Here is a 22,077-nt window from a genome sequence, read left to right as displayed (position 1 = left end):
CTTAGGCGACCTGTACATTACTGACCTCGCCATCTTCATTGATCTTCCACGATTGAATGGCATTGTTGTGATAAATCGATTTGGCGCCGCGCACTTCGCGTAGTTGATTGATCTTCGGTTGCACATAGCCAGTTTCATCTATCGCACGCGATTGCAAAATTGCTGGTCCACCATCCCAGTTCCAGTCCATGTTGAAGCGGGTCAGGCATTTGCCGAGTATTGGCCCTTCCAGCCTGGCGGTGCGCCAACTGCGGCCACCATCGGCAGAGACATCGACACGCTTGACCTTTCCACGGCCTGACCATGCCAGGCCGGTGATATTGTGAAAACCTTTTTCCAGCAGCATCTGCCCGCCAGACGGTGTGGTGATGACGGATTTGCATTCTTGCACAGAAGTGTATTGCCTGTGCAGGCCGCTGGGTTGCAGATCAATATAGTGAATAGCTTCGTCCTTGGTGGCCCAGGGCTGGTCACCCACTTCGATACGGCGCAGCCATTTGACCCAGGACACGCCCTGCACGCCGGGCACGACCAGGCGCAGTGGATACCCATTTTCTGGCCGCAGCATTTCACCATTCATGGCATAGGCAACGATCACGTCATCCATGGCGCGGGCGATGTCGATGGTGCGCGTCATGGCAGAACCATCGCCACCTTCAGCCAGCACAAACTTGGCTTTCTTGCGGTCTATGCCGCAATCATCCAACAAGACGGACAAGGGCACCCCGGTGTATTCACAGCAGCTCAACATGCCATGGGTGTATTGCACGGTCGGCACGGCGACATTGCCCCATTCAGTGGCGCTATTCGCACCACATTCGATGAAGTGCATGCGCGAGACCGAGGGCAGGCGCATGAGGTCATCCATGGTATACACCTTGGCTTCGCGCACCAGGCCGTTGATCATGAAGCGGTGCTGTGCCGGGTCGATATCTATCCAGCCCTGATGGTGGCGTTCAAAATGCAGGCCATTAGGGGTAATGATGCCAAAGAAGCCTTGCAGGGGCGCAAACGAAACAGATGCCTGCGGCACCCGCGTCAAGCCGGGGGACTGGCGGCGTTGCAAGTTGCTTTCAAACTTGGATGGCTGGCCGTAGCCCTGCATCACAACCGGGTTGCCCAGAGTCTTGGCGTGATCCTGCACATTGAGTATCAGCGGATCGCCATCACCTTCGGGCACGCTACCCGGTCTGGCCATGGCTACGCCACTTGCGAGCGCAGCAGTGGCGGCGGCGAAACTCTTGCGCAAGAATCCACGCCGCTCATCGCTCAAGCCTTGCTCAGTGATAGCCTGTCGCAGGGGAGCATCCAAAAAATTCTCGGGGGCTCTACGCAAAAGACCGGACTTTTTTATCTGGATAGACATGAGACTGAAACTTTCCAATGAGATACTAGGTTCATGCTGTGCCTGTTGTTGTCTTCACGCGTTGTTACCACTTGCAGCCTCATCTGGTAACAGCATAGTTTATTCCCGAAGCACAGTTTCACCGATCTGTTTTTGATCAGGCGCAAATAATACTATTTGCGCATATAATCAAATAAGGAAGGATAAAAGGCAAACACTTTCTTTGATGCAACGCACAAAGTACAAGTTAAGTATCATCCAGCTACCAATATGTCTTTTTCATGATAAATTCTTGCTCTCGCAAAAACATGTTAAATCAGCAAGATGGATCAGAAAAAGATTTTCTGCAGATCGCCAGTTGCAATCCTGCTGTTTGTACTCATACTGGCAGGCTGGATTGGCTCTGCCCTGTATTTTGAGCAATCTTTTTTTGCGTCGCAAAAATCCCTGCGTCTGCCGCAAGTAGGTGCAGTAACAGGTGAATTGTTTGTCACGCATGAATGGTGGCGCTTGCTGGTTTCACAATTCCTTCATGTGCATTTCCTGCACATGCTATTCAATGCCTCATCCCTATTTATCATCGCCAGCAGTCTGGAAAGAACGCGTGGCTGGCTGGTTCTGCTTGCGATTTACCTCATCGGTGGAACAACCGGCCAGATTGCCAGTGTCTGGTACTACCCAGAACTCGTCTCTGACGGCGCTTCACAAGCCCTGATGGCCTTGTGCGCAGGCACGCTGGTCTTGCAAGCACGCAGTAAAGTGATATGGTTTGCTGGCCTGGTAGTCGCCCTACAGGTGGCGCTGGATGTGCATGCCATCGCAGGTATCAAGGCGGGGCATTTGTATGGGTTCGCCGCGGGATTGCTGGTCAGCTTGCTGTTTGTACAGCGACACAAACATCAACTCGCCAGGGAGACTACATCCTCATGATGAGTCTGCATGTCCTTTGGCTGGTAAACCAAACCTGCCCAGCATAAATTCTATAAACGTAGAAAGCTTGGGCGTAGGCTGCCTGTCGCGTGGATACAGCAAATGCATGGGGCGTGATGCAGGCAGGTAGTCTTCCATCAGTGGCACCAGTCTGCCGGCGGCAACCTCACTCGCGAGCAGCAGTTCAGATTGCATGACGATGCCAAAGCCGGCTACTGCAGCACTCTTCAAAGCCTGGCCGTTATTCGAGCGCAGGCGGCTGACGGGGATGTCCGTGGCGTCTTCGGCCAGTCGCCAGCGCACATGCTTGTTCCAGTGTAAAAAATCCAGGCATTCATGACCGGTCAGGTCAGCAGGTGTAAGCGGTATGCCTTTGCGTTGCAGGTAGGCAGGCGCAGCGCAGATCATCATAGGGTAAGGTCGTAGCGGACGGGCAATAAGGGTGGAGTCTTCCAGCCTGCCTATGCGTATGGCGACATCATAGCCATCTTCGACCATATCTACCAATCTGTCATTCATATGCAGGTCGGCGCGCATCTCTGGATACTGCGCGAGATAATCAACCATCGCCGGGGCCAGCAATTCACTGCCAAAGGTCACGGGTGAAGTGATCTTGAGCACGCCACGGGCACCACCGCGCATCCTGGCGGCACCTGATTCTGCCTCGCTGATCTGGGACAGTATGGCCTTGCATTGCTCAGCATATTGCAAACCCAGCTCAGTCAGGCTTTGTCGGCGCGTCGTGCGCGTCAACAGGCGCGCAGCGAGCAGTTCTTCAAGAAACTGTATGTGCTTGCCGACCATGACAGGCGAGATGTCGCACTGCGCCGCAGCAGCCGTAAAACTGCCAGCATCGACCACGGCGACGAACACTTCCATGCTGCGTAATTTATCCATTGCACACCTCAATTACTAACCAATGGTTAGTAATATATGCGCTTCCGTGACATTTATCTACATTAAAAATTGGAAGATACTTAATCCTGAGGGTAAAAGCTCAGGGATTATTCAAAACCGATGCGATCTCCACCACGAAAGGAATACAAAATGAAACTCATCATCATCGGTGCCAACGGCACAGTAGGCAGCGCCATCAGCAATGAACTGGGTGCCCGCCATGAACTGATACGCGTTGGCAAGAGCAGCGGTGAGATACAGCTGGACATCAGCAATAGCAAACAGATACAGGCATTGTTTGCCCGCACTGGCAAGGTCGATGGCGTGGTGGTTGCGGCAGGCCATGTGCATTTTGCCCCATTGGGTGAAATTGAAGAGCAGCATTACCATATCGGCCTTAACAGCAAGCTCATGGGCCAGGTGAATGTTGCCCGCATTGCCCAGGACTATCTGCATGATGGCGGCTCTATCACGCTCACTAGTGGTGTCGTCGGTGATATACAGATACGCTCTGGCGCCAGTGCCGCCATGGTGAATGGTGCGCTGGAGGGTTTTGTGCGTGGCGCGGCGATAGAATTACCACGCGGCTTGCGCATCAATGTCGTCAGCCCTGGCTTGCTGGAAGCTTCAGTTGCTGCACTGGGCAGTTTCTTCCCTGGCTTTGAAGCCGTATCCGCACAACGTGTAGGGCTGGCCTATGCCAGGAGCGTGGAAGGCGCACAAACCGGACAGGTTTATGCTGTGCGTTAATACTCTGAGCACCCGCAGTACGCTGAGTGAACATTGCTTATCAAAAAAATAGCGCAAACCGCCATTACCAGTTAGCATGGACCTGCAACGCCGCTGGCAGCAATACCTGCCAGCGACCATCATCCATACGACCTGGAGTGCTGCCTTGAGTAACGAAAACTTTGATGCCCCGATCTTCATAGAAGACGGCCCTTACATAGACTTGCTGCCCGGCGTATATCCGTATCTGTATAACGAGCGCGGTCACTGCCGGCAATTGCGCCAGGCGTTTGGCAACGAGATCAGCATCGCCAAAGAGAATCCCGATCTTGAGCTGGGTACAAAATACAAGGGTATCAGCCACCAGCCCAAGACCATACCAAATGATGGTCATCCTTACCAGATTACCGAGTTCAATTTCAAGGTGGCAGAAGTCCATTACGAAGCCATCACCGCCACCAGAGAAAGCGTGCAGGCCTTTGGCATGACCCTACTGAAAAGCGGTGAATGCCTGCGCTTCGAATACGAGGGCATGATCATGGCCCAATACACGTATGGTAAATGGGCAGGCCACCAATCCCCCTACATAGGTGGCCGCAGGCGGCGCGAGTTGCTGACCCACAATCCCACTGACCTAGAATTCCATGATTTTCCCCACATCTTCTTTTCGCAGGATGACTTGCCCCTGGTCATCAGCGTGGCACGCTGGCGCCCCTATGTGCAGGAAATCTCGCTGGCAGACCTGTGGGTGACGCCGGGTGATGCCATCGTCCTGCCACCCAAGACCAGGCCCGCACCTCCAAAAGAGCAACTATCTGAGAAACCGGCCAGAGACATCATCATAGACCTGCACGGCAACCGCAACTCTGCCCTGGCTTGTTGGGGTAGTGACAAAGCCGTGCTGACGACAACGACCGTATTGGGCAATGCCAACACCATGGGAACCAGGGCACCAAATTACCATGAAGAATTACGGCCTACCAGACATCCATTGCCCGCACGCATACAGACAGCACAATAGCTTATGCAATGTCCTGCGTGCAGCGGACTAATCGTCCAGACCTTTGCCATTAAGAATTTGCGGTATGGCTTTTTCTACTCTTGATTCACGGGTTTGAGATTGTTTGGCGGCAGCAAAATGCAAGAGATAGGCTTTTTGCCGCCCTGGAGTCAAGGACTCAAACGCTTTTTTAAGGGCTGGCAGTTGTTTTAATTTGACTTCAAATTCTACAGGTACTGAAAATTCTGCGGTAGTTTTAAATTCTACTTTCAAACCAGCTTTTTCTACCGCAATGGCGTCTTTGATGCAGGCTTTGATCGCAGTTTTTTTCTTGATGATTTCTTCAACGCTGGTGAAACGGAGTTGCCTCGCCGCCTGGGTATTCTCGGTCTGCTGTACCAGCAAACCCTTGCTGTCTTTTAGCAGCGCTCCCTTGAAAAACAGCAGGGCAGCATAGTCCTTGAAGACATGAATAAGAACAATATTTGTCTCCTCGTGCGTATAGCAGGGGTTGCCCCACTTGAATTCTTCAGTCAATAGACATTCCTGGACTATGCTGCGCAATTGCCCGATTTCTTCTTTCCAGGTCTTGGCTTTGCTGATGTAGGCATCGACTTTGGGATTCATATTTCCTCACAGATAAAATATGCAGCATGGCTCACATAAAATTGCGGCTCACCATTTGGGCGTAATCCGCTCCCCTGGCAAGACTTCATAAGGAGGTGCCCAGCCTGGCAAGGCACGCAGGCGGTCCAGCCAGGCAACGATGTGCGGGAAGCGCTCTGCCAGCTTATAGCCGCTTTCTTCTTGTGGGTAAAACAGATAGGCACTCAGGGAAAAATCAGCGATCGTTGGTGTATCGCCCACCAGGTATTCACGATTGGCCAAATGTTTGTTGACGATATTGAAGGCATTGTCTATTCGTCCCAGCAACCAGGCTTGCACAGCAGGGTCAGGTGCGGCAGGTCCAAAGGATTTATTGAAACGATAGCTGGCAAAGTAGCTGGTGAACTTATGGTTATCAAATAAAAGCCAGCGCAGGACTTCGCGCTTTTCATCTTCATTCTTGCCACCAAAAGCGCCATGCTTGTTGGCGAGATAACTAAGGATGACGCCGGATTGTGTGAGCCGGCGTTCACCGTCTTCGAGAATAGGCACTTCCCCCATCTGATTGGCTTGTTCGCGCCAGTCATTGTCACGCGTCATGCCCGTGAACATATCGACAAAAGCGTTCTCGAAAGGCTGGTTCAATGCCCGCAATAAAAAGGCGACCTTGAATGAATTGCCTGACTGGCAGAGGCTATGCAGTTTGTACATGATGCTTGTCCTCGGATGGAAAGTGAACAGGCATATTACCAAGATTTATCGATTGTGCATAACCCCCCCGGTCACCCTGCCATTGCTTTCAAAAAGACTTCGGTCGGTGTATCTGCCGGATAAAACAATTCCACGCACAGCTCATGCAGGGTGATGTCGCGCGGACTGCCAAAGGTGGTCAGGGTCGTGAATAGCGAGAGTTCGTGACCGTACAATTCCATGATGCAGGGTATCAGCAAAGAGGGTTCTGTCGCTTGCGTGACGGGCGTTTGCTGTTTCAAGGCAATGACATTGGGATAGGCATGTACTTCTTCCACCAGAGCGATGATGGCTTCGTCACGCGCACTCAGCATCAGTCTTTGCAAGACTTGCAAAAGATAGCTACCCCATTCTGCGAAGTTTTTGGTATAGGCCGCAAAGCCTTGCGGATGCAGGCTGGCCCTGAAGATATTGATTTCTGGTGTCAGCAATTCTGGCGGCAACAGGCTCATGAGTTTTGCTGCAGCACTGTTATGCAAGACCACATTCCAGTGCCTGTCCAGCGCGACGCCGGGGTAAGGGTCATGGGTATCTAGCAGGCGCTGCACTGCGGCTTTGGCCTGCGCCATGCGGGCCGTATCCAGCCCCTGTTCGCTATAGCACGGCGCATAACCTGCCGCCAGCAGCCAGGTATTGCGGGCGCGCAAGGGCACATCCAGCTGGCTGGCGATGTTCATCAAGAGTTCTGCGCTGGGGCGTGAACGTCCCGTTTCTACAAAGCTCAGGTGACGTGGCGAAATATCGATATCCAGCGCCAGCTCCATCTGGCTAATTTTTCGTTGCGTGCGCCATTCACGTATCAGGGTACCGACTGGTGCCTCTGCCTGCTCTGTTGTTGATGATGTGAGATGAGCCATTGCGCTTCCCTTGAGAAATATGGATACCTGAGCCTGCATTATCCCTGCCCTGTTGCATGAGCGCCATTACCTGCCAGGTAATCGACTCGCTGTAAATGTAGAGCGAAACTGCAATCCCCTCAACTGTTTTTGGAGATACATCATGTCAACCGCATCTACTTCTTTGAAACTGCATGCGCCTGCCCTGTCCCTGCGCACCATATTGACACTGGATGCCATCACTGGCCTTGCCATGGGCTTGCTGCTGGTTACCGCGTCTGGCCTGTTGTCTGGCTTCTTGGGCTTGCCCAAAGACTTTTTGTTCTTGGCGGGTATCAGCCTGTTCCCGGTTGCTGCACTGGTGGGCTTTACCAGCCGCGCTGGTGGCGAGACCAAACCACCCGCCCTGCTGGTATGGGTCGTCATCCTGGGTAATCTGGGCTGGGTGGTCGCCAGTGTCCTGACGATGGAAGTCTGGTTTGAACCCAGTGTGCTGGGATTTGTTTTTGTCAGTGTGCAGGCGCTGGTGGTGCTGGCTTTCAGTACGCTGGAATATCGTGGCTTGCGCAATTAAGGTCGTGTGGCTGAGGGGCAAGCCAGGCTTGCCTCTTTATGCCCAAGCAAGATTATCGCAATTACAATACAATTAAGCATCCATGTAATCCTATTTACTGATTGCCCTCACACCTGCGATGAAACTAGCTGCCCTCAAAAAACTATGTGCCAGTTATGCTGGTGCCCACGAAAGACTACTCGGTGCACCCAGCAATTTACTGTCCTATAGCGTGGGGGAGAAATCCTTTGCCTACTTCAAGACCAGCGAGCCTGAGCGCTGGCGCTTCAGCATACGGGTCACGCCTGCGCGTTTTCTTGAACTGACTGATATGCCGGGCGTAAAGCCGGCAAGGTATATGGGGAGATTCCATTGGGTGACGATAGTCGCCGTTGAGCAATTTCCTGAAGAGTATTTGCGGGAGTTGCTGGAGTATTCTTATCAGAAGGCTTTGTCGGGCCTGAAGAAGAAAAAGCGGGAAGAGGTTTTGAAAGATGAAGTTGCTTGATTTTTTGCAGCTATCCACCGGATGACATCCCGACGGATAGCGACTGAAATCAGGCCGTTTCCAGATCCCTGTTCGCGACCACACTCGCTGGCATAATCACACATCGCAAAAACAGCTTCGCAGCATCTTCATGCGTGAGTAAATCCTGCAAGTTTGCCGGAATCTGCCCGGTAAAGGCAAAGCCTGACCTGGTATGCATGCCCGCTTCACGCTCTGTCCATAGCAATTGAATCTGGCAATCGCCCAGTGTCATGTCGGGTTGCGCTTCATCTGGTAAAAAACTGAGCTGGTACTGGCCGGATGGCATATCGGATTCGAGTTCGGTCAGTACCTGCAAGCCGCCAGCGCTGAGGTTGACCAGCAGGGCTGGCAGGGCATCCGCATGCTTGGGGGAGTTGAATACCCAGACCGGACGTATCTCGTGGGTGCCCAGGGGGACTAAGAAGAATTGCACACGTTGGTGGCGACGGTTTTCAGATGGATTCATGGCATCAGCAATCAGGTCAGGTGGGAGAAATTTCTGTCAAAACAGCAGACAGAAATTTATTCCAGATTTGTGTCATGAACATGACCAGAGCATCCGTCGTTCCTCGCAAATCGAACCATCAGGTAATCAAGCAGCTTTGGCCTCAAAGATCATGGACTGGTGCGCAGCAACACCAGCCATCGCGCCGTCTGCCACCGCCATGGCGACATTACCAGCCATCCGTGCAGCGTCGCCGCAGGCAAATACGCCCGGCACACTGGTGGCTTTCATTTCGTTGGTGCGGATGACGGTACCCATGGGGCCTTCTGTCATTTCGCACGCCAGTTGTGCAGCAAAGGGGCTGTTGATGCGGATGGTGCTCATGGTGAACAGACCATCCATTTCAACTTGCTTGCCGTCTTGTAGCTCTACCGTGGCAATGCTGCTGATCCTGCGCACGGGCGCTGTTTCTATTGTGACGCCACGTTGGTGCAAAGCCGCCAATTGTTCTGCGTCTGGCGCATAGCATTGATTGGTAAACAAAGTGACTTGCCCCCAGTCTGGCAGCATCATCGCATGGTGATACGACAGCGGGCCGGTAGCCAGGACACCGATACGGCCATTGTCAATTTCATAGCCATGACAATAGGGGCAATGAAAGATGCTGCGTCCCCAGCGTTCTGTCAGGCCCTCTATGGCCGGCAAATCATCGGTGACGCCGGTTGCCAGTATCAGCCGGCGCGCCTGGTATGTACCTAGCCCTTTAACTGTCACAGCAAAACCATCATCCTTTCGAGTTACCAAAGTGGCCTGCCCTTCTACCCAACTGACAGTTTTATAGGCCATCAACTGTGTCTTACCTTCACTGGCGATGGCACTGGCTTTTTTACCGTCTTGCCCCAGAAAGCCGTGTGAATATTCAACAAAGCGGTTGCGACGCTGGCCACCATCGATGACCAGCACCTGCCGCCTGGCGCGTGCGAGTTGCATGGCGGCAGAGAGCCCGGCATAGCTGCCGCCGATGATGATGGTATCAAACATCATGCCCTTAGTGATGATGGTCATGGTTCTTTCCCTTGTTCTTGTTATGTGCATTAAATTTGCGGCTGAACTCTGTCGCCAGGTCGCCCAGTGTCACATCACCCAGACGGGCGATGAGCAAGGCCTCTGCTTCGTCAAAGGCAGTTGCAAGTGCTTCGTTGACGACTTGTTCGACCAGACATTCAGGGTTGTCATTACGATTGCCCATGGCAAAGACGGTAGGTGCGCCGAGGGCATCGTAGATGTCACGCAAGGTCACCGTTTGCAAGTCGCAAGAAATCACCCAGCCACCACCATGACCCTTGTCTGAACTCACATAGCCACGGCTGCGCAAGCCTGCCAGCACGCGCCTGACCAGTACAGGATTAGTGGTGAGGTATTGCGCCAGCTCTTCAGAAGTCATGGCCCGTTGTCCATGCGCCATGTGCAATAGCACATGAAGGATGGAAGAAAGTTTACTGTCTCGTCTCATGTAACTAATGATAGTACATAATCGAAAAGGCCGCAGAGAATTCTAAAATCTGCCTGAAAAATGCAGATAAAAAACAGGGATGGCCCATCTGGGCTATCCCTGTTCTTGCATACCCGGTCAGCAGCCGGACAAATATGTTGGAATGACCAGTCCGCCAGCTAGACTGTTTTTTTGGTTTGCCGCACTGCCCACCAGCCCGCCAATGCCAGCAGACAGCCAAACAGAACCACGCTACCCGGCGTTTGCATCATGCGCCATCCTGGTAAGGACATTGCGAAGAAGACCGTAGCAAGCATCCATAAAGTACCGCTGCTCTTTGACTTTCTGGCGTTTTGTATGCCGCCCAGATACAGCAGTATCCACCCAAACATGGTCAGCATCGCTGTCGTAGTAGCAAGTTGCCCCGTGCGGAATAGTTCGAAATAATAGGGGAAATTAAGCCCGGTAAGTACCAGGTGGGCGACGATAAACATCAACACTACCGGCGCAGTTTCCGGCAGCCCTGTTGCTTTGCTCTGGATGCCAGGCAGCTGTTCGTTGACGGGATTCACGACATCGTCTGTACCGGTCTGTGGTAGCTCGCTCATGAGGTGTGTGCAAGAGTCAGTAAAGCGAAGTAGTTTACCGTATATCTGTGTGCAGATACAGTAATCCTGCTCGCTTACCCTTTTATTTGCTGGCGTTTCTGATCGTTTATTTATCGACTTCCCTTGTCAGCATTTCCCATGATGGCTGAGAGGTGCCATCGGTAGTCGCCGTGACCTTACCACCTGCAAACTTCAAGTAGGTGGACGCAGCCTTGCTAAATTCTATGGACTTCATCTTGCAGATGGCTTTTTTGGTGGCTGCATCTGTGCAATACGAAGCGGCATTATCTTTAATGGTATTGGCAAAATACTTGATCTTGAACATGTCGTCGGTCGATTGAAAACTGTCCGTCTTGATATCAAACTTGACATCGCAACCGCAAGATGTTTTCAGGCTGCTGGTGGCGGCCTTGACTGCAGGATCCACTTCATTGCTCATGAAGTCGCGTTCGGCTTTGCCTGCAAATGCAGTCAAAGGCAAGAGCAAGGCGATGGTGGAGATGGCGGCGAATCTTGAAATTTTCATGCTTATGTCCTTGTGTGATTAAAATCTGGAAGTCTTGAAGAGTTTTGTATTCTAGATTTCAAGGACAGCATGTGGCTAAATTTTTGTAAGTAATTCACGATAAAAAAATACCGTTCACAGTGTCTGCAATTTGACTTTGTCACCAGTGCTTACACTTTTGATCACAGTACATTCTTTCCACATTACTGTTCATCGAAAATGATTCAAGCCTGTTGTTTTCTACGCCGCCACCACTGCAAAGCCCATCGCAAGGAATGGACCAGGCTGACGATGAATAAACTGATCCAGCAGATAATCGCCAGCACACCGCCGACTTGCGGTTTCCCCCACACAAGCACCCAAAAGAACAAGGCAGGACCCGCAAGCACACTGGCCAGCAAGGTAATAATAGCTTGCGCTTTTTCCTTCAAAACCAACAGCCCGCAGGGCAGGAAGAATACGGCAAATACTGCGAATAAGGTCGCACTGCTTGCCATCGTTTTGTTTTTGCAAAGATCCCCCCATCCATCACTCAATAAAACATAGCCATACAGGGAATCATCTTTCGCAGTCTCTTTCAAAGTCTCTTTCGCAGTCTCGTTTTGCATCGACTGGCTATTCGGGGAGTGAGACTGCGATTGCGTTCCCTGTTGCGGCTGCATTTTGGATCCGCATGTAGACAGCGGCAATACAAAACAAAGCAGTAAAAGCAGGGAAGAAATTTTCCTGATCAGGTTCAAGATCATGATGCGGGCTTTCAAATTGAAGAATACTTGTGGCTTGGCCAAAGTGCTTTGTAAAGGCATCAGCACCTACTGGATTGAACACCTGCGCTTAGCTATGTACAAACCTGTTGCTACTTTATCAAAATGTTACCACTAAATATACTGGCATCAGCTGTTCGGCATGCGCTGAACAGAAATAAAAACACCAGGTAACAATCACCAGTTACACGGGGGTTTTTGACACTCACTTTACTCTCAAGAAAATTCAGGAAAATACCATGTTCATACTCAATGTCAGCTATAGCAAAAACCCTGTTGAAGTAGAACCACATATCAAAGCCCATGGCGAATGGGTGGGCCGTTATCTGAAGGAAGGCGTATTCCTGTTCGCTGGTCCTAAAAAGAGTGGCTTGGGTGGCGTCATCGCGGTACAGAGCATCGCAAAAGACAGGCTCACGCAAATACTGGCGGAAGATTCTTATGTACAGGCCGATGTCGCGGATTACCAGGTCGTTGATTTTGATTGCAAGGCTACGCAAAGCACATTGGAAGCCCTGAAGCTGGCTTGAACATCTAGTCTTCAAAGCCCTTGACGTACCAAGGTATATCAAGGGTTTTGCTATATAAATTACAGTCTAGTGCGGTGAAGACATTTTCATGAAAACCAGGCCGCAGATGATGAGCAACAATGCACAGACTCGCATGAAATTCAATTGTTCACCAAAGAAAACGATGCCCAGGATAAAGGCGCCAACGGCGCCTATGCCTGTCCACATGGTATAAGCCGTGCCTAATGGCAGGGTACGCATGGATAAGGCCAGCAAGGCAAAGCTGATTAGCATGCCTGCGATGGTAACTATAGAGGGGAGAACTTTAGTGAACCCTTCAGATTGCTTCATGGCGAAAGCCCAGACTACTTCAAACAACCCCGCCAATATCAATAATATCCAAGCCATGACGGCTCTCCTTTCAAAGAGCCGGGCCGTCCCGGACATTCACTCCCAAACTGGGGAAGGTCGTTCCTCCTGATGGAATCCATATGGATTCCCATGAATGGGCTGATCAGCCCAATTGCGTCGAATAAGATTATAGCTTAGCTGCCCACTCGTGTAACTACCCTGCCGCGTGTCACGGCCTGGTATCAAGGCTTGATATAGGCATAGCCCTGCTGTTGCCGCCTGATCAGTTGCGACACGCCTGCTTCAACATAATCGAGATTATCAAGCATGTCTGACTTGGTGATTTTTTGCGCGCGCATGGTGTTTTCGCAGATCACGATATGGGCACCGAGCTTCATGACTTCTTCAATGCGGCTGGCAAGGGGTGACTCGAACTTGAACATGTCTATGCCGGGGCCGTAGGCGACAATTTCGACCTCGATATTGTCCTTGCCCAGATCTTTGATGACATTTTTCACATTATTCAGCGCCAGCTCCCACTTGCGGGTTTCGCCATCGCTGACCTGAAAAACCACTTTGGATTTTTGTGCCAGGGCTTTGGCAGGTGCTGACGTTTGCGCCATGACACTGGCCGGGCCCAAGCTGCTGATCAACAGGGCCAAGGCTGCAACCAAAGTACGGGCATAGTGGGAAAACTGTCTCATATTCACTCCGCTATTTGAACAAGTGCCGGTTTATGCGGCTACTGAGGCAACAATAGCAGATTTATAGGCAAACTGATCATGAAATTTTATGTCTTGATGCATGACTAATTTAGCAATTACTTTCCAGTTTAACAGGTTGCAAAAAAGCATTTTATCCATGCGAAATGTTAAAAATGATTGCTTGCATAAGCTTATCTGGATTAAAGTTGGTCTTTCCGCAATTGTGTTGGCGTAATCAGCCAGCTATCTGGTGCATGCGTCTGAGGCTGGAATACGGGCCCTGAATGATTAACAGTTTTCCAGGATGACGGGTATGAAAAAAGTTCTCTCGATTGCAGCTTGCTGTCTGGCTGGTCTTACTACACAGGCGCAGGCGCAAAACAACTATAGTCTGTACGTCAGTGAAGGCACTTCTGGCGGGCTTGATGCGGCCCAGGTCATAGAAAAATATACTGGACTGGCAGAAGTCATGGGCAAGGCCCTGGGTAAAAAAGTGACGGTGGTGGTGGCGCGTGAATTTGCGCAACTGGAAGAAGGGATGAAAGCGGGGAAGATGGATTTTGTCATCGCCCGGCCCAGCGATTATCCGGCGCGCGGCGTACGCGACTATAAATACCAACTGGTCTCGACATCCAAGCCTGATGGTCAATGCCTGCTGATCGTACCCAAGGCATCCCCATTGAAGAGCATCGCTGATGTGAAAGGCAAACGCATAGCCTTGCCTGAAAAAATTTCTTATATGTCGAAATTCTGTTCGGCAGAATTGACGCACAACGGTTTCAACCTGGCGACAGAAAAAATCCAGTATGCGAAGGAGCAAGGGGCAGTATTGTTTTATCTAGACAATCTGCTGGCCGATGTCGGTGGCATTGCCTCTTATTCGGGCGTAGCCAAGAATCTCGACAAAACTGGTCACCGCGTTATCCATAGCAGCCAGCCTCAGCCCTACCAGCCTTTGATTGCCCACCCCAAGATCACAGCGGCGCAAATCCAGGCCCTGAAGAAAGAACTGGGACAACTCGATGACATTGAAGCAGGCAAACCCACGCTGAAGCAAATCGGTATCAAGGAGTTTGATACCGGTAATAATGAACAGCGTCTGCGCGATTTACTGAAGTGGCTGGGCTAAGTTCCAGCCCCACCCCCTTTATCGCAGCCATCCCTTCCATCCATTAATACGAATGGGAGGCAGCCTGGGTCAACGGGTCATAAATGGACGGCATCATAGGCATCGGTGGAACAGGTGTTTTCACCTGTTCTGCCAAATCAAGCATCATCAGCTTTTGCGTGCGCAGGTAAGGGCTGGGTACTGCCCTTTCTACTACGATGTTCCAGCGCTTCAAGTAGTTGGTCACTGAGCGTATATGGATTGTGACGCCCAGATGCTTGCTGATGAGCTCAGCGACGGCAGGGCGTGTCCACTCAGCAAAGTCCATCTGCAACTGGCGTGGCTTGTTGTCACGAATCAGTTGCTGTACTTGCTCTTCTTGCTCAGTGCTCATGGCACGGCCTTCGCCTGAACGGCGGCCACGGCGGTGTGGCAGAATGGCATCTGCACCCTGCTCCTGATAACGGGCAATAATCAGGCAGACCGCAGTATAGCTAAGCCCCAGTTCGCGTGCGATCTGGACTTTTCTCGCGCCGCGCTGATGGGCGCGGATGACCTGGCGGCGACGTTCATACTGTTCCAGCGCACTCAGACTTCTGGCATCTTCTTTTTTGACAGCAGGTGCAAATACTTGCATGGGCAGTGGCATATTCATACTGAGATCCTTAATGTTGACTATTCAACGAAGAGATGCAGTGAATATAGGCGATTTACAGCTTTATGTGCCCTATACTAAAGTATGAATACAGCATTCCCAGGATGAGTTTTCCTAGCTTGACACCCAGGCATTCCCAGATATCCTCCCCTGCTTGATCTTGCTGGCAAGACAACATGGCACCCCGCCCGGCTGGCTCTGCCAACTCTGGCGGTGCCAGCAACATGAGGACGAGCAAGGCAAGCGCGCCAATGATGATCAAGGTTCGCATGATGTGTCCTCACACAGCCCGGCAAACCGGAAACAAAGTCTCAGCCTGCATCAGCGCCTGCCAACGCCAACGTAATATCGCAGCAGTAGCACCTGTAATCAGGCAGCAGATCAGCCAAACCGGCAAGCGAGGAGCAAGCGCATGCAGGCCAAGCATGGCGAAGCCCAAGAACATCGGTATAGTCAATGCCGCCAGCAATGAAGATTGATAGCTGGATGAGATTTGCGCATAATTGCTCAGGCTCAAGAAACTCACCGGCAACAGGCTAAATGAAATGAGCCAGACTACTTCGTGCATATAGTCTGAAGTAGAACATAAATAGGCCGCACTTAAGGCAAATACGGCTGACACTAACCAAAGGCCCAAATATTGGCGCAGGATAAAATGCAGTATGGTCTTGCTCTGCTCGTGCTGGTTGGGCAAATTGGGTGCAAGTAACAGCAAACCTTGCTCTTCCCGACGTTGAGAAATGCAGCCGCGCACAAAAGCAGCGTAGATAGGCGGTAGCATGAAAAAAGAGACCAACGCAGCCAAATATGCGACTGAATGATCAAGCGCTTCTTTCTTCGAAGAATCGTGAAAGTAGAACGTGAAGTAGATGCTCAAACCTGCACTCATTACTACCACCGGGATAAAACTGCTCAACCAAAAAGCCTGCGAACCAATGGAGAATGCGATCAATTGCCCGACTTTTCCAGGTACAACACGCACCTTCTCCATACTACGGCGCAACAAGAAGTGATAGGGATTGAGGAACTTCAATGAATACAGATTCATGCCCGCTTCTTCTCCTCGCATATACATTCTCATCGTAGGTATGCTATCGGCGATTTTAAAAAGCGCATCACCACGCACGGAAAACACCCAATGTAGAATCAGAGCGGTCAGCGAAAATCCAGCGATCACCAGCAACAAGGGCTGATTCCAGTCAAGCGGCATAGGCAATGTATTGCTATTTCGAAATAGCCAAGCGGGAAGCTGTGTCAACAATATGAGCAGAATGATCACTAGCTTATTGCGGATAGTAGCAACGTATACCAGCATGGCGATGACGCCAAAGAACCATCCCTGGAAAAACTTCCCATGCATGCGTAATGCCAAAGGAAACAACAATGGAATGAGTAAAATAGGCAGTGCAAGGGCAGTCTGCATACGCCGTTTCATATTCGGTACCAAGTTGGCGCAAGCGGGCGTGTACTGCATGACGGCACTCGGTATAAGGAAAATAAACCAAAAGAATAAAATCGTCAGCAACACTGACCCGAGTCCGTTAGCGCAAGTCTTTAAGATTGCCCTAGCACTGGGTTCGTATCCGGTGACAGAAAGCAGCTCAACAAATGGAATCAAACAAATCAATGCCAGGATGAAGTAAGCAGATTTAAGGCTGCCTGCATTGACACGTCCATAGACGGGCTGCATCCATATTGAAATAATGGCCTTCATATTATTCTTTCTCAGTTCTCTTAAACCAGTGAATGGAAATTTGCCAGACATGGCGGTACAGGCGGTTATTCACCGAGTATTTCAACATGTCATTTCTATGAACAAGTCTTCCAGACTGAGCTTATCGACACGGATATCCTGACGTGCTTCCAGTGCATACAATTGTTCATGGCTGAATTGAGCCAGCAGCTTGTCATCACCACTTGCATTTCCAGTCTGCCGCAATATTTTTGCAGGCTGCAGTTGCCGCAATGCGGTTGATGACCCAGTGATACGTACTGTGTTTTCCATCATGTCGTCCAGTGATTGTTGATGAACGATTTGCCCGTCGCTGAGGAAAGCGACATCCATCGCTACTCTTTCAAGATCAGACAGGATATGAGTAGAAAACAAAATGGTCGTCTGCTTTTCGATGACACGGTCTATGAGTTCGCGCAGGAATTCACGGCGGCCTGCCGGGTCAAGACTGGATACCGGCTCATCGAGGATCAGCAATTCTGGATCATGAGCGAGCGCGCGGATAATGGACAGACGCTGTTTTTGCCCTACCGAGAGTTTGTTGATGACCTTGTCATACGGCAGCTCCCAGGTTTGCATCAGCGACTGAACCTTGCTCTCGTTCCAACGTGGGTATAGCAGTTGAAAGTAGGCCAGCATCTGCCTTGCAGTCAGCCATTCAAACAGGTCACTGCGCTGTGGCACATAGGCTATCCTGGCCCTGGTCTCAGCGCTGAGTTGCCCTGTCGCTTCACCATACAGACTGGACTTGCCGCCATCGATATCGCGCAAACCCAGCAGGCATTCTATCAATGTTGACTTACCTGCGCCATTGCGTCCCAACAGGCCGACGATACTACCCGGGGCAATTTGCCAGTCAAGATTTTTCAACACAGTTTGTCCACTGAAGGATTTACTCAATCCCTGGATTTGCACAGGTGCGTTTAACTGAGCTTGCATGCTTATCTTCCTTTAAGAATACTGGTCAAGAGTGTAATGACGGATTTGGAATTGAGTTCGAGTTGGCTAGCTTCAAGCGCGATGCGTTCAAGACTGGGGCGTAATAATTCCAGCCTCGATGTGATATCTGAATTACTGCTGGGCTGGGCCGCCACTTCCATCCCCAGGCCGCGACGGCGCACCAGCAAACCTTCTGCTTCAAGCATGCTGTAGGCCTTGGATACCGTCATGGGATTGACACCTAGCTCACTCGCGACATCGCGCACCGATGGCATGGCATCACCTGCGGCAATTTGTCCGCCCGCTTGCAGGCGCCGCAATTGCTCTATCAACTGGCGATAAATAGGTTCACTGCTCCCGGTCGCCACCTGGAATATTTCTGCGCCCAACTGGCGCGGTTCAGCTCGCGTTATGTTTGGCGTCATGTTTCATGCTCCATGGTCCGGCCTTTCATTGCGTGTAATTGGCATGCTCCATATTTCTCATGCACTGGCGACTGATACAGCATCGCCATGTGTATTAATATAGTAATACACTGAATTTGTAATTTCAAGCGTTTTTTTGCACATGCTGGCAACGCGCAGCGGACAATCATTTTGGAGAAGACATTTCACGCAGAGGAAGGGATAAAAAAAACGCCAGCAAAGCTGGCGTTTCAAGATTGACATACCGGGATCAGAACTTACCGCGGCATTTTACCAGGCCGCTTTATGCAATCAGATTACCAGTCGAAATAGTGCCAATCGTGCCCGTCAACTGTACAAAGAAGTCTGTATCGTCAAAATGGGTGACATCTGTACCGGTGTTCTGAACCAGATAAGTACCCGCTGCTGTACCTGTTTGTATCGTGATCAGGTAGGCCTGGTTTGTCTGGGTAAAAACGATGGCAAGGCCTGCAGCAATCGTGGTCAGGTAGTTGCCCGTATCGGCATTGCCGATGATGTAGGAACCCACACTCGCCGCATTGACGCCAGTCTTGAAGTAGTCAGTACCTGTCGAATTGAAGTTGCCTACGATGTCTACCTGTGTCCTGTTCGACATATTGGCACCACTTTCTATCAGTGTTTCAGAACCAGCGCCTGAGAACTGCAGGTTGATGGTATCCACCGCCGCACCACCTGTGATGGTCGTGGAAGAGGAACTGGAACCGAGCAGGTTCAGGGTCTGGCCGCCAGTACCCATGATAATGGTGTTGTCGCCTGTGCTCTTCGTATAGTTCAAGGTCACGCCCGCACCATTCTGATTGGTGATGCTGGTAGTCCCTGTGCTGCCCGCCACGTTGATGATTTCGACGTTAGCGATTTTAGTGCTGAAGTCCAGGTTCTGGGTGCTGGTGGTGCCGACATTGAGAATGTCCGTACCATTGCCACCATCAATCGTGGTCAGGAAGTTGATGACCTGGTTGGCCGTGAAATTGAACACATCCGTACCGGTACCGCCGATGACGCTGACTGCTACGTTGGCTGAAGTAAAGTTGTTGGTGCCGTTAGCGAGGTTGTACTTTTCTATCGTGCTGATAGCATTGAAAGTACCAGACGTTGTCAGGTTCAGTGTTTCTGTTCCTGATGCATTGACGGTGCCGGTAAATTGCGACATCTGAGCTATCGTCGCCGTGATGTTGGCATTATTGACCACTGTCAGATTCTCAAAGCCTGTAATCGTGGCATTGCTGATATCTGGGATGGAGGAGAAGAACGCCAGACTGTCTGTACCAGTATTGCCAGCGGTATAAGTGCCGAGGATGGTCACGCCATTCAGGGCCAGGCTATTATTACCGTTGCCCAATGCCGCCGTGCTGGAAACCGTGGCGTTGATCGTGATGTTGTCGTTACCTGTACCGCCAGTGTAGTCAACACCCGCCGTGGCAGAGTTCATGTCGATAGTATTAGTGCCGGTGGCACTGCCTTTGACAGTCGCTGTGCCTGTCAGGGCATTGGCCGTCCAGGTAAATCCGCCCAGGGTAATGCCGCTGGCATCGACGTTAACCAGCGAGGTACTAGTAGCTGGCATGGTCAGGCCTGCATTGCCGCTGACATAGATGTTCTTGACCGAGCTACCGAGTATGGTCAGCGTGTCATTGAAGGCACCTGTTGGCGTGGCCTGACCGTCAACGGTGGTGATATTGAAAGTCTCGACGCCGGATGCCGTAATGCCAGTGGTGGCAAAGGCAACGGCAGTAGTACTGGCATCTGTCAGTACCAGATTGACGATATCGTTGACACCGCCGGTAAATGCAGCATTGGAAAAGGTCATGGCGGTGCCGGTGCCTGTCAGTGTCACAGTGCTATTGCTGGCCAGGTTGCTCAAGGTCAGCCCGTTAGCACCTGCGCCCAGAGTAATGTCGGTGTAGTTACCCAGGGTTTGCACATCGACGGTCTGGGTAGTGCCGCTGGTCAGACGCAATTTTTCAAAACCTGTCACATTGCTCGCGAAAGTACCAGAACCGGAGGCGACAGCAGCATAGGCTGCTGACAGCACGATGGTGTCGGTGCCGAGACCACCATTGATCACGATAGGCAACAAGGCAGTGTTAGGGATGATGGTGTCGTTGCCAGAGCCGCCATTGATGGTAGTGAAGCCAGCAGAAGTATTGTAGGTGATGGTATTGGTACCATTAGCCAGGTTCAAGACCTTGAGGTTGCTGAGCGTGCCACCTGTGCTGCCATTGTTGATGCTGACTGTCCCTGCGGTGGTCAGGGTCAGTATATCGGTGTCCGCTGCATTACCAGCGATGGTCGTACCATTGAGGCCAGGGATGGTGGACATGAAGATGTCATTGGCGCCAGGTGTACCATTGAAGGTGCCACCCGTAGTCACTGAAACTGCGTTGGCAATACCAAAATCATTGGCAAAGATAGTACCTGTTGTGCCGCCCAGTTTGACGATGAAATCGCTGGCATCAACTGTACCTACACTGCCGCCAGTATTTTGGAAGGCGTAAATGCCCGCTGCAGTACCGCTGCTCACAGTGATGGTATAAGCCTGGCCTGTATTTGCCAGGCTGGCGCCCGCTGCCGTTGCTGCTGTAGCTATGGCTGCCGCCAGACTACTGCTGTCGGCATTGGCAATATTCAGGTTAAACAAGGAAGTTGGCAAAACACCGGTAGCAAAAATGTCTGCACCTGCCGCCTTGAAGTTATTGATGGTATCAATGGCATTGATGGTCGAGCCAACCGCGATGACATCCGCACCGGTTGCTGTGGCAGACAAATTGATGACATCCGCACCAGAACCGCCAGTGATGGTCGTGCGGCCTGTGCCCGTGCCCAGAATATTGAGGGTCTGGCCACCTGAGCCGAGGATGATGTTGTTGATATCAGTAGCAGCAGACTTGGTGAAGTTGAGGGTGACGCCTGGGCCATTTTCATTCGTCACGGTCCAGGTTGGCGTCGTACCGCCGGTGACGTTGATGATTTCTACATTGCTGACTTTGGCAGACAGGTCAAGAGCTGCAGTCACAGCACTGACATTCAGAGTATCTGTGCCAGCGCCACCATTGATGGTAGCGGCAGCAGCGATAATGGCTGAGCTGGCAGTGATGGTGTCATTGCCCGTACCACCGATCACAGAAACCAGGCCTGCTGCCGCGGTAAATGTGTTGGTGCCATTGCCAAGTACATAGTTTTCCACACTCGTACTTGCTGTGACCGTGCCTGCGGTAGTGAGGTTGACTGTTTCTGTCCCTGCGGCAGTGACGGTGGTAAAGCCAGCAAACTGTGCTGCTGTCATGGTGACGGACGCGTTATTGTTGATATTGACGGTTTCAAAACCACTGACATTGGCCGCACTGATATTGCTGCCATTGAACAGATACAATGTATCGGATGAGCCCGAGCCAGCCACAAAGGTGCCGGTATAGGTTTTGCCTTCCATGACCAGGGTATTGGTGCCTGCCCCCAAATTGATATTGCCAGCCAGCATGGAGTTGCCGCTATTCGCCAGATCAACATAATCACTGCCTGAGCCGCCATTGATGGTAGTGATACCGGAAGTAGCATTAGCAAAAGTAACTGCGTTAGTAGCATTAGCCAAGTTCAATGTTTTGATATTGGAAATGATACCGCCTGTAGAACCATTATTCACGGCAAAG

Annotated in this window: 26 protein-coding genes; 7 read left to right on the top strand and 19 right to left on the bottom strand. The window is 51.3% G+C overall.

Annotation, left to right across the window (positions count from 1 at the left end; all coding sequences use genetic code 11):
• Window position 1 precedes the first annotated feature (1 nt).
• Entirely contained in the window at window positions 2-1,366 is a 1,365-nt protein-coding gene (gene soxC, locus ACO0LG_RS27475; RefSeq protein WP_423031474.1) for a sulfite dehydrogenase, read from the bottom strand.
• Between the two features lie 303 nt (window positions 1,367-1,669).
• Here soxC and ACO0LG_RS27470 point away from each other — a divergent pair, with 303 nt between their 5' ends.
• Window positions 1,670-2,275 (top strand): rhomboid family intramembrane serine protease, encoded by a 606-nt coding sequence (locus ACO0LG_RS27470; protein ID WP_423031472.1) that lies wholly within the window; start codon window positions 1,670-1,672, stop codon window positions 2,273-2,275.
• Here the strand turns inward: ACO0LG_RS27470 and ACO0LG_RS27465 are convergent.
• Window positions 2,270-3,172, bottom strand: a complete 903-nt coding sequence (locus tag ACO0LG_RS27465; RefSeq protein ID WP_423031470.1) for a LysR family transcriptional regulator — start codon at window positions 3,170-3,172, stop codon at window positions 2,270-2,272. The genes ACO0LG_RS27470 and ACO0LG_RS27465 overlap by 6 nt on opposite strands.
• A 150-nt stretch (window positions 3,173-3,322) precedes the next feature.
• Here ACO0LG_RS27465 and ACO0LG_RS27460 point away from each other — a divergent pair, with 150 nt between their 5' ends.
• Window positions 3,323-3,922: a short chain dehydrogenase gene (locus tag ACO0LG_RS27460; protein ID WP_423031468.1), complete on the top strand. Its 600-nt coding sequence runs from the start codon at window positions 3,323-3,325 to the stop codon at window positions 3,920-3,922.
• 76 nt (window positions 3,923-3,998) lie between these two features.
• Window positions 3,999-4,922: a hypothetical protein gene (locus ACO0LG_RS27455; RefSeq protein ID WP_423031466.1), complete on the top strand. Its 924-nt coding sequence runs from the start codon at window positions 3,999-4,001 to the stop codon at window positions 4,920-4,922.
• A 27-nt stretch (window positions 4,923-4,949) separates the two neighbouring features.
• Here the strand turns inward: ACO0LG_RS27455 and ACO0LG_RS27450 are convergent, their stop codons facing one another.
• From ACO0LG_RS27450 to ACO0LG_RS27440, 3 genes are all read right to left on the bottom strand, one after another.
• A complete protein-coding gene (locus ACO0LG_RS27450) occupies window positions 4,950-5,528 on the bottom strand; it encodes a YdeI/OmpD-associated family protein (protein ID WP_423031464.1) in 579 nt (192 codons plus the stop codon).
• Window positions 5,529-5,576: 48 nt separating this feature from the next.
• Complete coding sequence (locus ACO0LG_RS27445) at window positions 5,577-6,218, bottom strand: glutathione S-transferase family protein (RefSeq protein ID WP_423031462.1); 642 nt, start codon at window positions 6,216-6,218, stop codon at window positions 5,577-5,579.
• Window positions 6,219-6,289: 71 nt separating this feature from the next.
• On the bottom strand, window positions 6,290-7,114 hold the full coding sequence (locus ACO0LG_RS27440; protein ID WP_423031460.1) for a helix-turn-helix domain-containing protein: 825 nt from the start codon (window positions 7,112-7,114) through the stop codon (window positions 6,290-6,292).
• Window positions 7,115-7,256: 142 nt separating this feature from the next.
• On the opposite strand from ACO0LG_RS27440, the gene ACO0LG_RS27435 reads away from it, so the two are divergent.
• Together ACO0LG_RS27435 and ACO0LG_RS27430 are read left to right on the top strand one after the other, a co-directional pair.
• Window positions 7,257-7,667 (top strand): hypothetical protein, encoded by a 411-nt coding sequence (locus tag ACO0LG_RS27435; RefSeq protein WP_423031458.1) that lies wholly within the window; start codon window positions 7,257-7,259, stop codon window positions 7,665-7,667.
• Between the two features lie 118 nt (window positions 7,668-7,785).
• On the top strand, window positions 7,786-8,154 hold the full coding sequence (locus tag ACO0LG_RS27430; RefSeq protein WP_423031456.1) for an MmcQ/YjbR family DNA-binding protein: 369 nt from the start codon (window positions 7,786-7,788) through the stop codon (window positions 8,152-8,154).
• A gap of 49 nt (window positions 8,155-8,203) precedes the next feature.
• Here the strand turns inward: ACO0LG_RS27430 and ACO0LG_RS27425 are convergent, their stop codons facing one another.
• The 6 genes from ACO0LG_RS27425 to ACO0LG_RS27400 all read right to left on the bottom strand — a co-directional run bounded on the left by ACO0LG_RS27425 (window position 8,204) and on the right by ACO0LG_RS27400 (window position 11,971).
• Complete coding sequence (locus ACO0LG_RS27425; protein WP_423031454.1) at window positions 8,204-8,641, bottom strand: hypothetical protein; 438 nt, start codon at window positions 8,639-8,641, stop codon at window positions 8,204-8,206.
• Window positions 8,642-8,767: 126 nt separating this feature from the next.
• Window positions 8,768-9,685 carry an NAD(P)/FAD-dependent oxidoreductase gene (locus ACO0LG_RS27420; RefSeq protein WP_423031452.1) on the bottom strand — a complete coding sequence of 306 codons (918 nt, stop codon included), beginning with the start codon at window positions 9,683-9,685 and terminating at the stop codon, window positions 8,768-8,770.
• Window positions 9,669-10,133, bottom strand: a complete 465-nt coding sequence (locus ACO0LG_RS27415; protein ID WP_423031450.1) for an Rrf2 family transcriptional regulator — start codon at window positions 10,131-10,133, stop codon at window positions 9,669-9,671. The genes ACO0LG_RS27420 and ACO0LG_RS27415 overlap by 17 nt, the downstream gene beginning before the upstream one ends.
• A 158-nt stretch (window positions 10,134-10,291) precedes the next feature.
• On the bottom strand, window positions 10,292-10,720 hold the full coding sequence (locus ACO0LG_RS27410) for a hypothetical protein (RefSeq protein WP_423031448.1): 429 nt from the start codon (window positions 10,718-10,720) through the stop codon (window positions 10,292-10,294).
• A gap of 106 nt (window positions 10,721-10,826) precedes the next feature.
• Entirely contained in the window at window positions 10,827-11,246 is a 420-nt protein-coding gene (locus ACO0LG_RS27405) for a hypothetical protein (RefSeq protein ID WP_423031446.1), read from the bottom strand.
• A 203-nt stretch (window positions 11,247-11,449) separates the two neighbouring features.
• Window positions 11,450-11,971: a hypothetical protein gene (locus ACO0LG_RS27400; RefSeq protein WP_423031444.1), complete on the bottom strand. Its 522-nt coding sequence runs from the start codon at window positions 11,969-11,971 to the stop codon at window positions 11,450-11,452.
• A gap of 257 nt (window positions 11,972-12,228) precedes the next feature.
• On the opposite strand from ACO0LG_RS27400, the gene ACO0LG_RS27395 reads away from it, so the two are divergent.
• Window positions 12,229-12,519: a YciI family protein gene (locus tag ACO0LG_RS27395; RefSeq protein ID WP_423031442.1), complete on the top strand. Its 291-nt coding sequence runs from the start codon at window positions 12,229-12,231 to the stop codon at window positions 12,517-12,519.
• Window positions 12,520-12,585: 66 nt separating this feature from the next.
• Here the strand turns inward: ACO0LG_RS27395 and ACO0LG_RS27390 are convergent, their stop codons facing one another.
• Window positions 12,586-12,906 (bottom strand): DMT family transporter, encoded by a 321-nt coding sequence (locus tag ACO0LG_RS27390; protein ID WP_423031440.1) that lies wholly within the window; start codon window positions 12,904-12,906, stop codon window positions 12,586-12,588.
• Window positions 12,907-13,091: 185 nt separating this feature from the next.
• On the bottom strand, window positions 13,092-13,553 hold the full coding sequence (locus tag ACO0LG_RS27385) for a DsrE family protein (RefSeq protein ID WP_423031438.1): 462 nt from the start codon (window positions 13,551-13,553) through the stop codon (window positions 13,092-13,094).
• A 313-nt stretch (window positions 13,554-13,866) separates the two neighbouring features.
• Here ACO0LG_RS27385 and ACO0LG_RS27380 point away from each other — a divergent pair, with 313 nt between their 5' ends.
• Window positions 13,867-14,682 carry a phosphate/phosphite/phosphonate ABC transporter substrate-binding protein gene (locus ACO0LG_RS27380; RefSeq protein ID WP_423031436.1) on the top strand — a complete coding sequence of 272 codons (816 nt, stop codon included), beginning with the start codon at window positions 13,867-13,869 and terminating at the stop codon, window positions 14,680-14,682.
• A gap of 43 nt (window positions 14,683-14,725) precedes the next feature.
• Here the strand turns inward: ACO0LG_RS27380 and ACO0LG_RS27375 are convergent, their stop codons facing one another.
• The 6 genes from ACO0LG_RS27375 to ACO0LG_RS27350 all read right to left on the bottom strand — a co-directional run.
• Complete coding sequence (locus ACO0LG_RS27375; protein WP_423031434.1) at window positions 14,726-15,316, bottom strand: helix-turn-helix domain-containing protein; 591 nt, start codon at window positions 15,314-15,316, stop codon at window positions 14,726-14,728.
• Between the two features lie 55 nt (window positions 15,317-15,371).
• A complete protein-coding gene (locus tag ACO0LG_RS27370) occupies window positions 15,372-15,587 on the bottom strand; it encodes a hypothetical protein (RefSeq protein WP_423031432.1) in 216 nt (71 codons plus the stop codon).
• Window positions 15,588-15,596: 9 nt separating this feature from the next.
• Window positions 15,597-17,030: a hypothetical protein gene (locus ACO0LG_RS27365; RefSeq protein WP_423031430.1), complete on the bottom strand. Its 1,434-nt coding sequence runs from the start codon at window positions 17,028-17,030 to the stop codon at window positions 15,597-15,599.
• Between the two features lie 81 nt (window positions 17,031-17,111).
• Window positions 17,112-17,987 carry an ABC transporter ATP-binding protein gene (locus tag ACO0LG_RS27360; protein WP_423031428.1) on the bottom strand — a complete coding sequence of 292 codons (876 nt, stop codon included), beginning with the start codon at window positions 17,985-17,987 and terminating at the stop codon, window positions 17,112-17,114.
• A 2-nt stretch (window positions 17,988-17,989) separates the two neighbouring features.
• The gene (locus ACO0LG_RS27355) at window positions 17,990-18,412 is read right to left on the bottom strand and encodes a GntR family transcriptional regulator (protein ID WP_423031426.1); all 423 of its coding nucleotides are present in this window, start codon (window positions 18,410-18,412) and stop codon (window positions 17,990-17,992) included.
• 283 nt (window positions 18,413-18,695) lie between these two features.
• Window positions 18,696-22,077: beta strand repeat-containing protein (locus ACO0LG_RS27350; RefSeq protein WP_423031424.1), on the bottom strand; the 3,382-nt coding region annotated here is incomplete at its 5' end.

Origin of the sequence: Undibacterium sp. Ji42W, assembly GCF_049340405.1 — a bacterium.
In the GTDB taxonomy this organism is placed as follows: Bacteria; Pseudomonadota; Gammaproteobacteria; order Burkholderiales; family Burkholderiaceae_D; genus Undibacterium.
The sequence above is the reverse complement of the archived record's forward strand: the minus strand, read 5'-3'. Positions and strand labels throughout refer to the sequence as shown.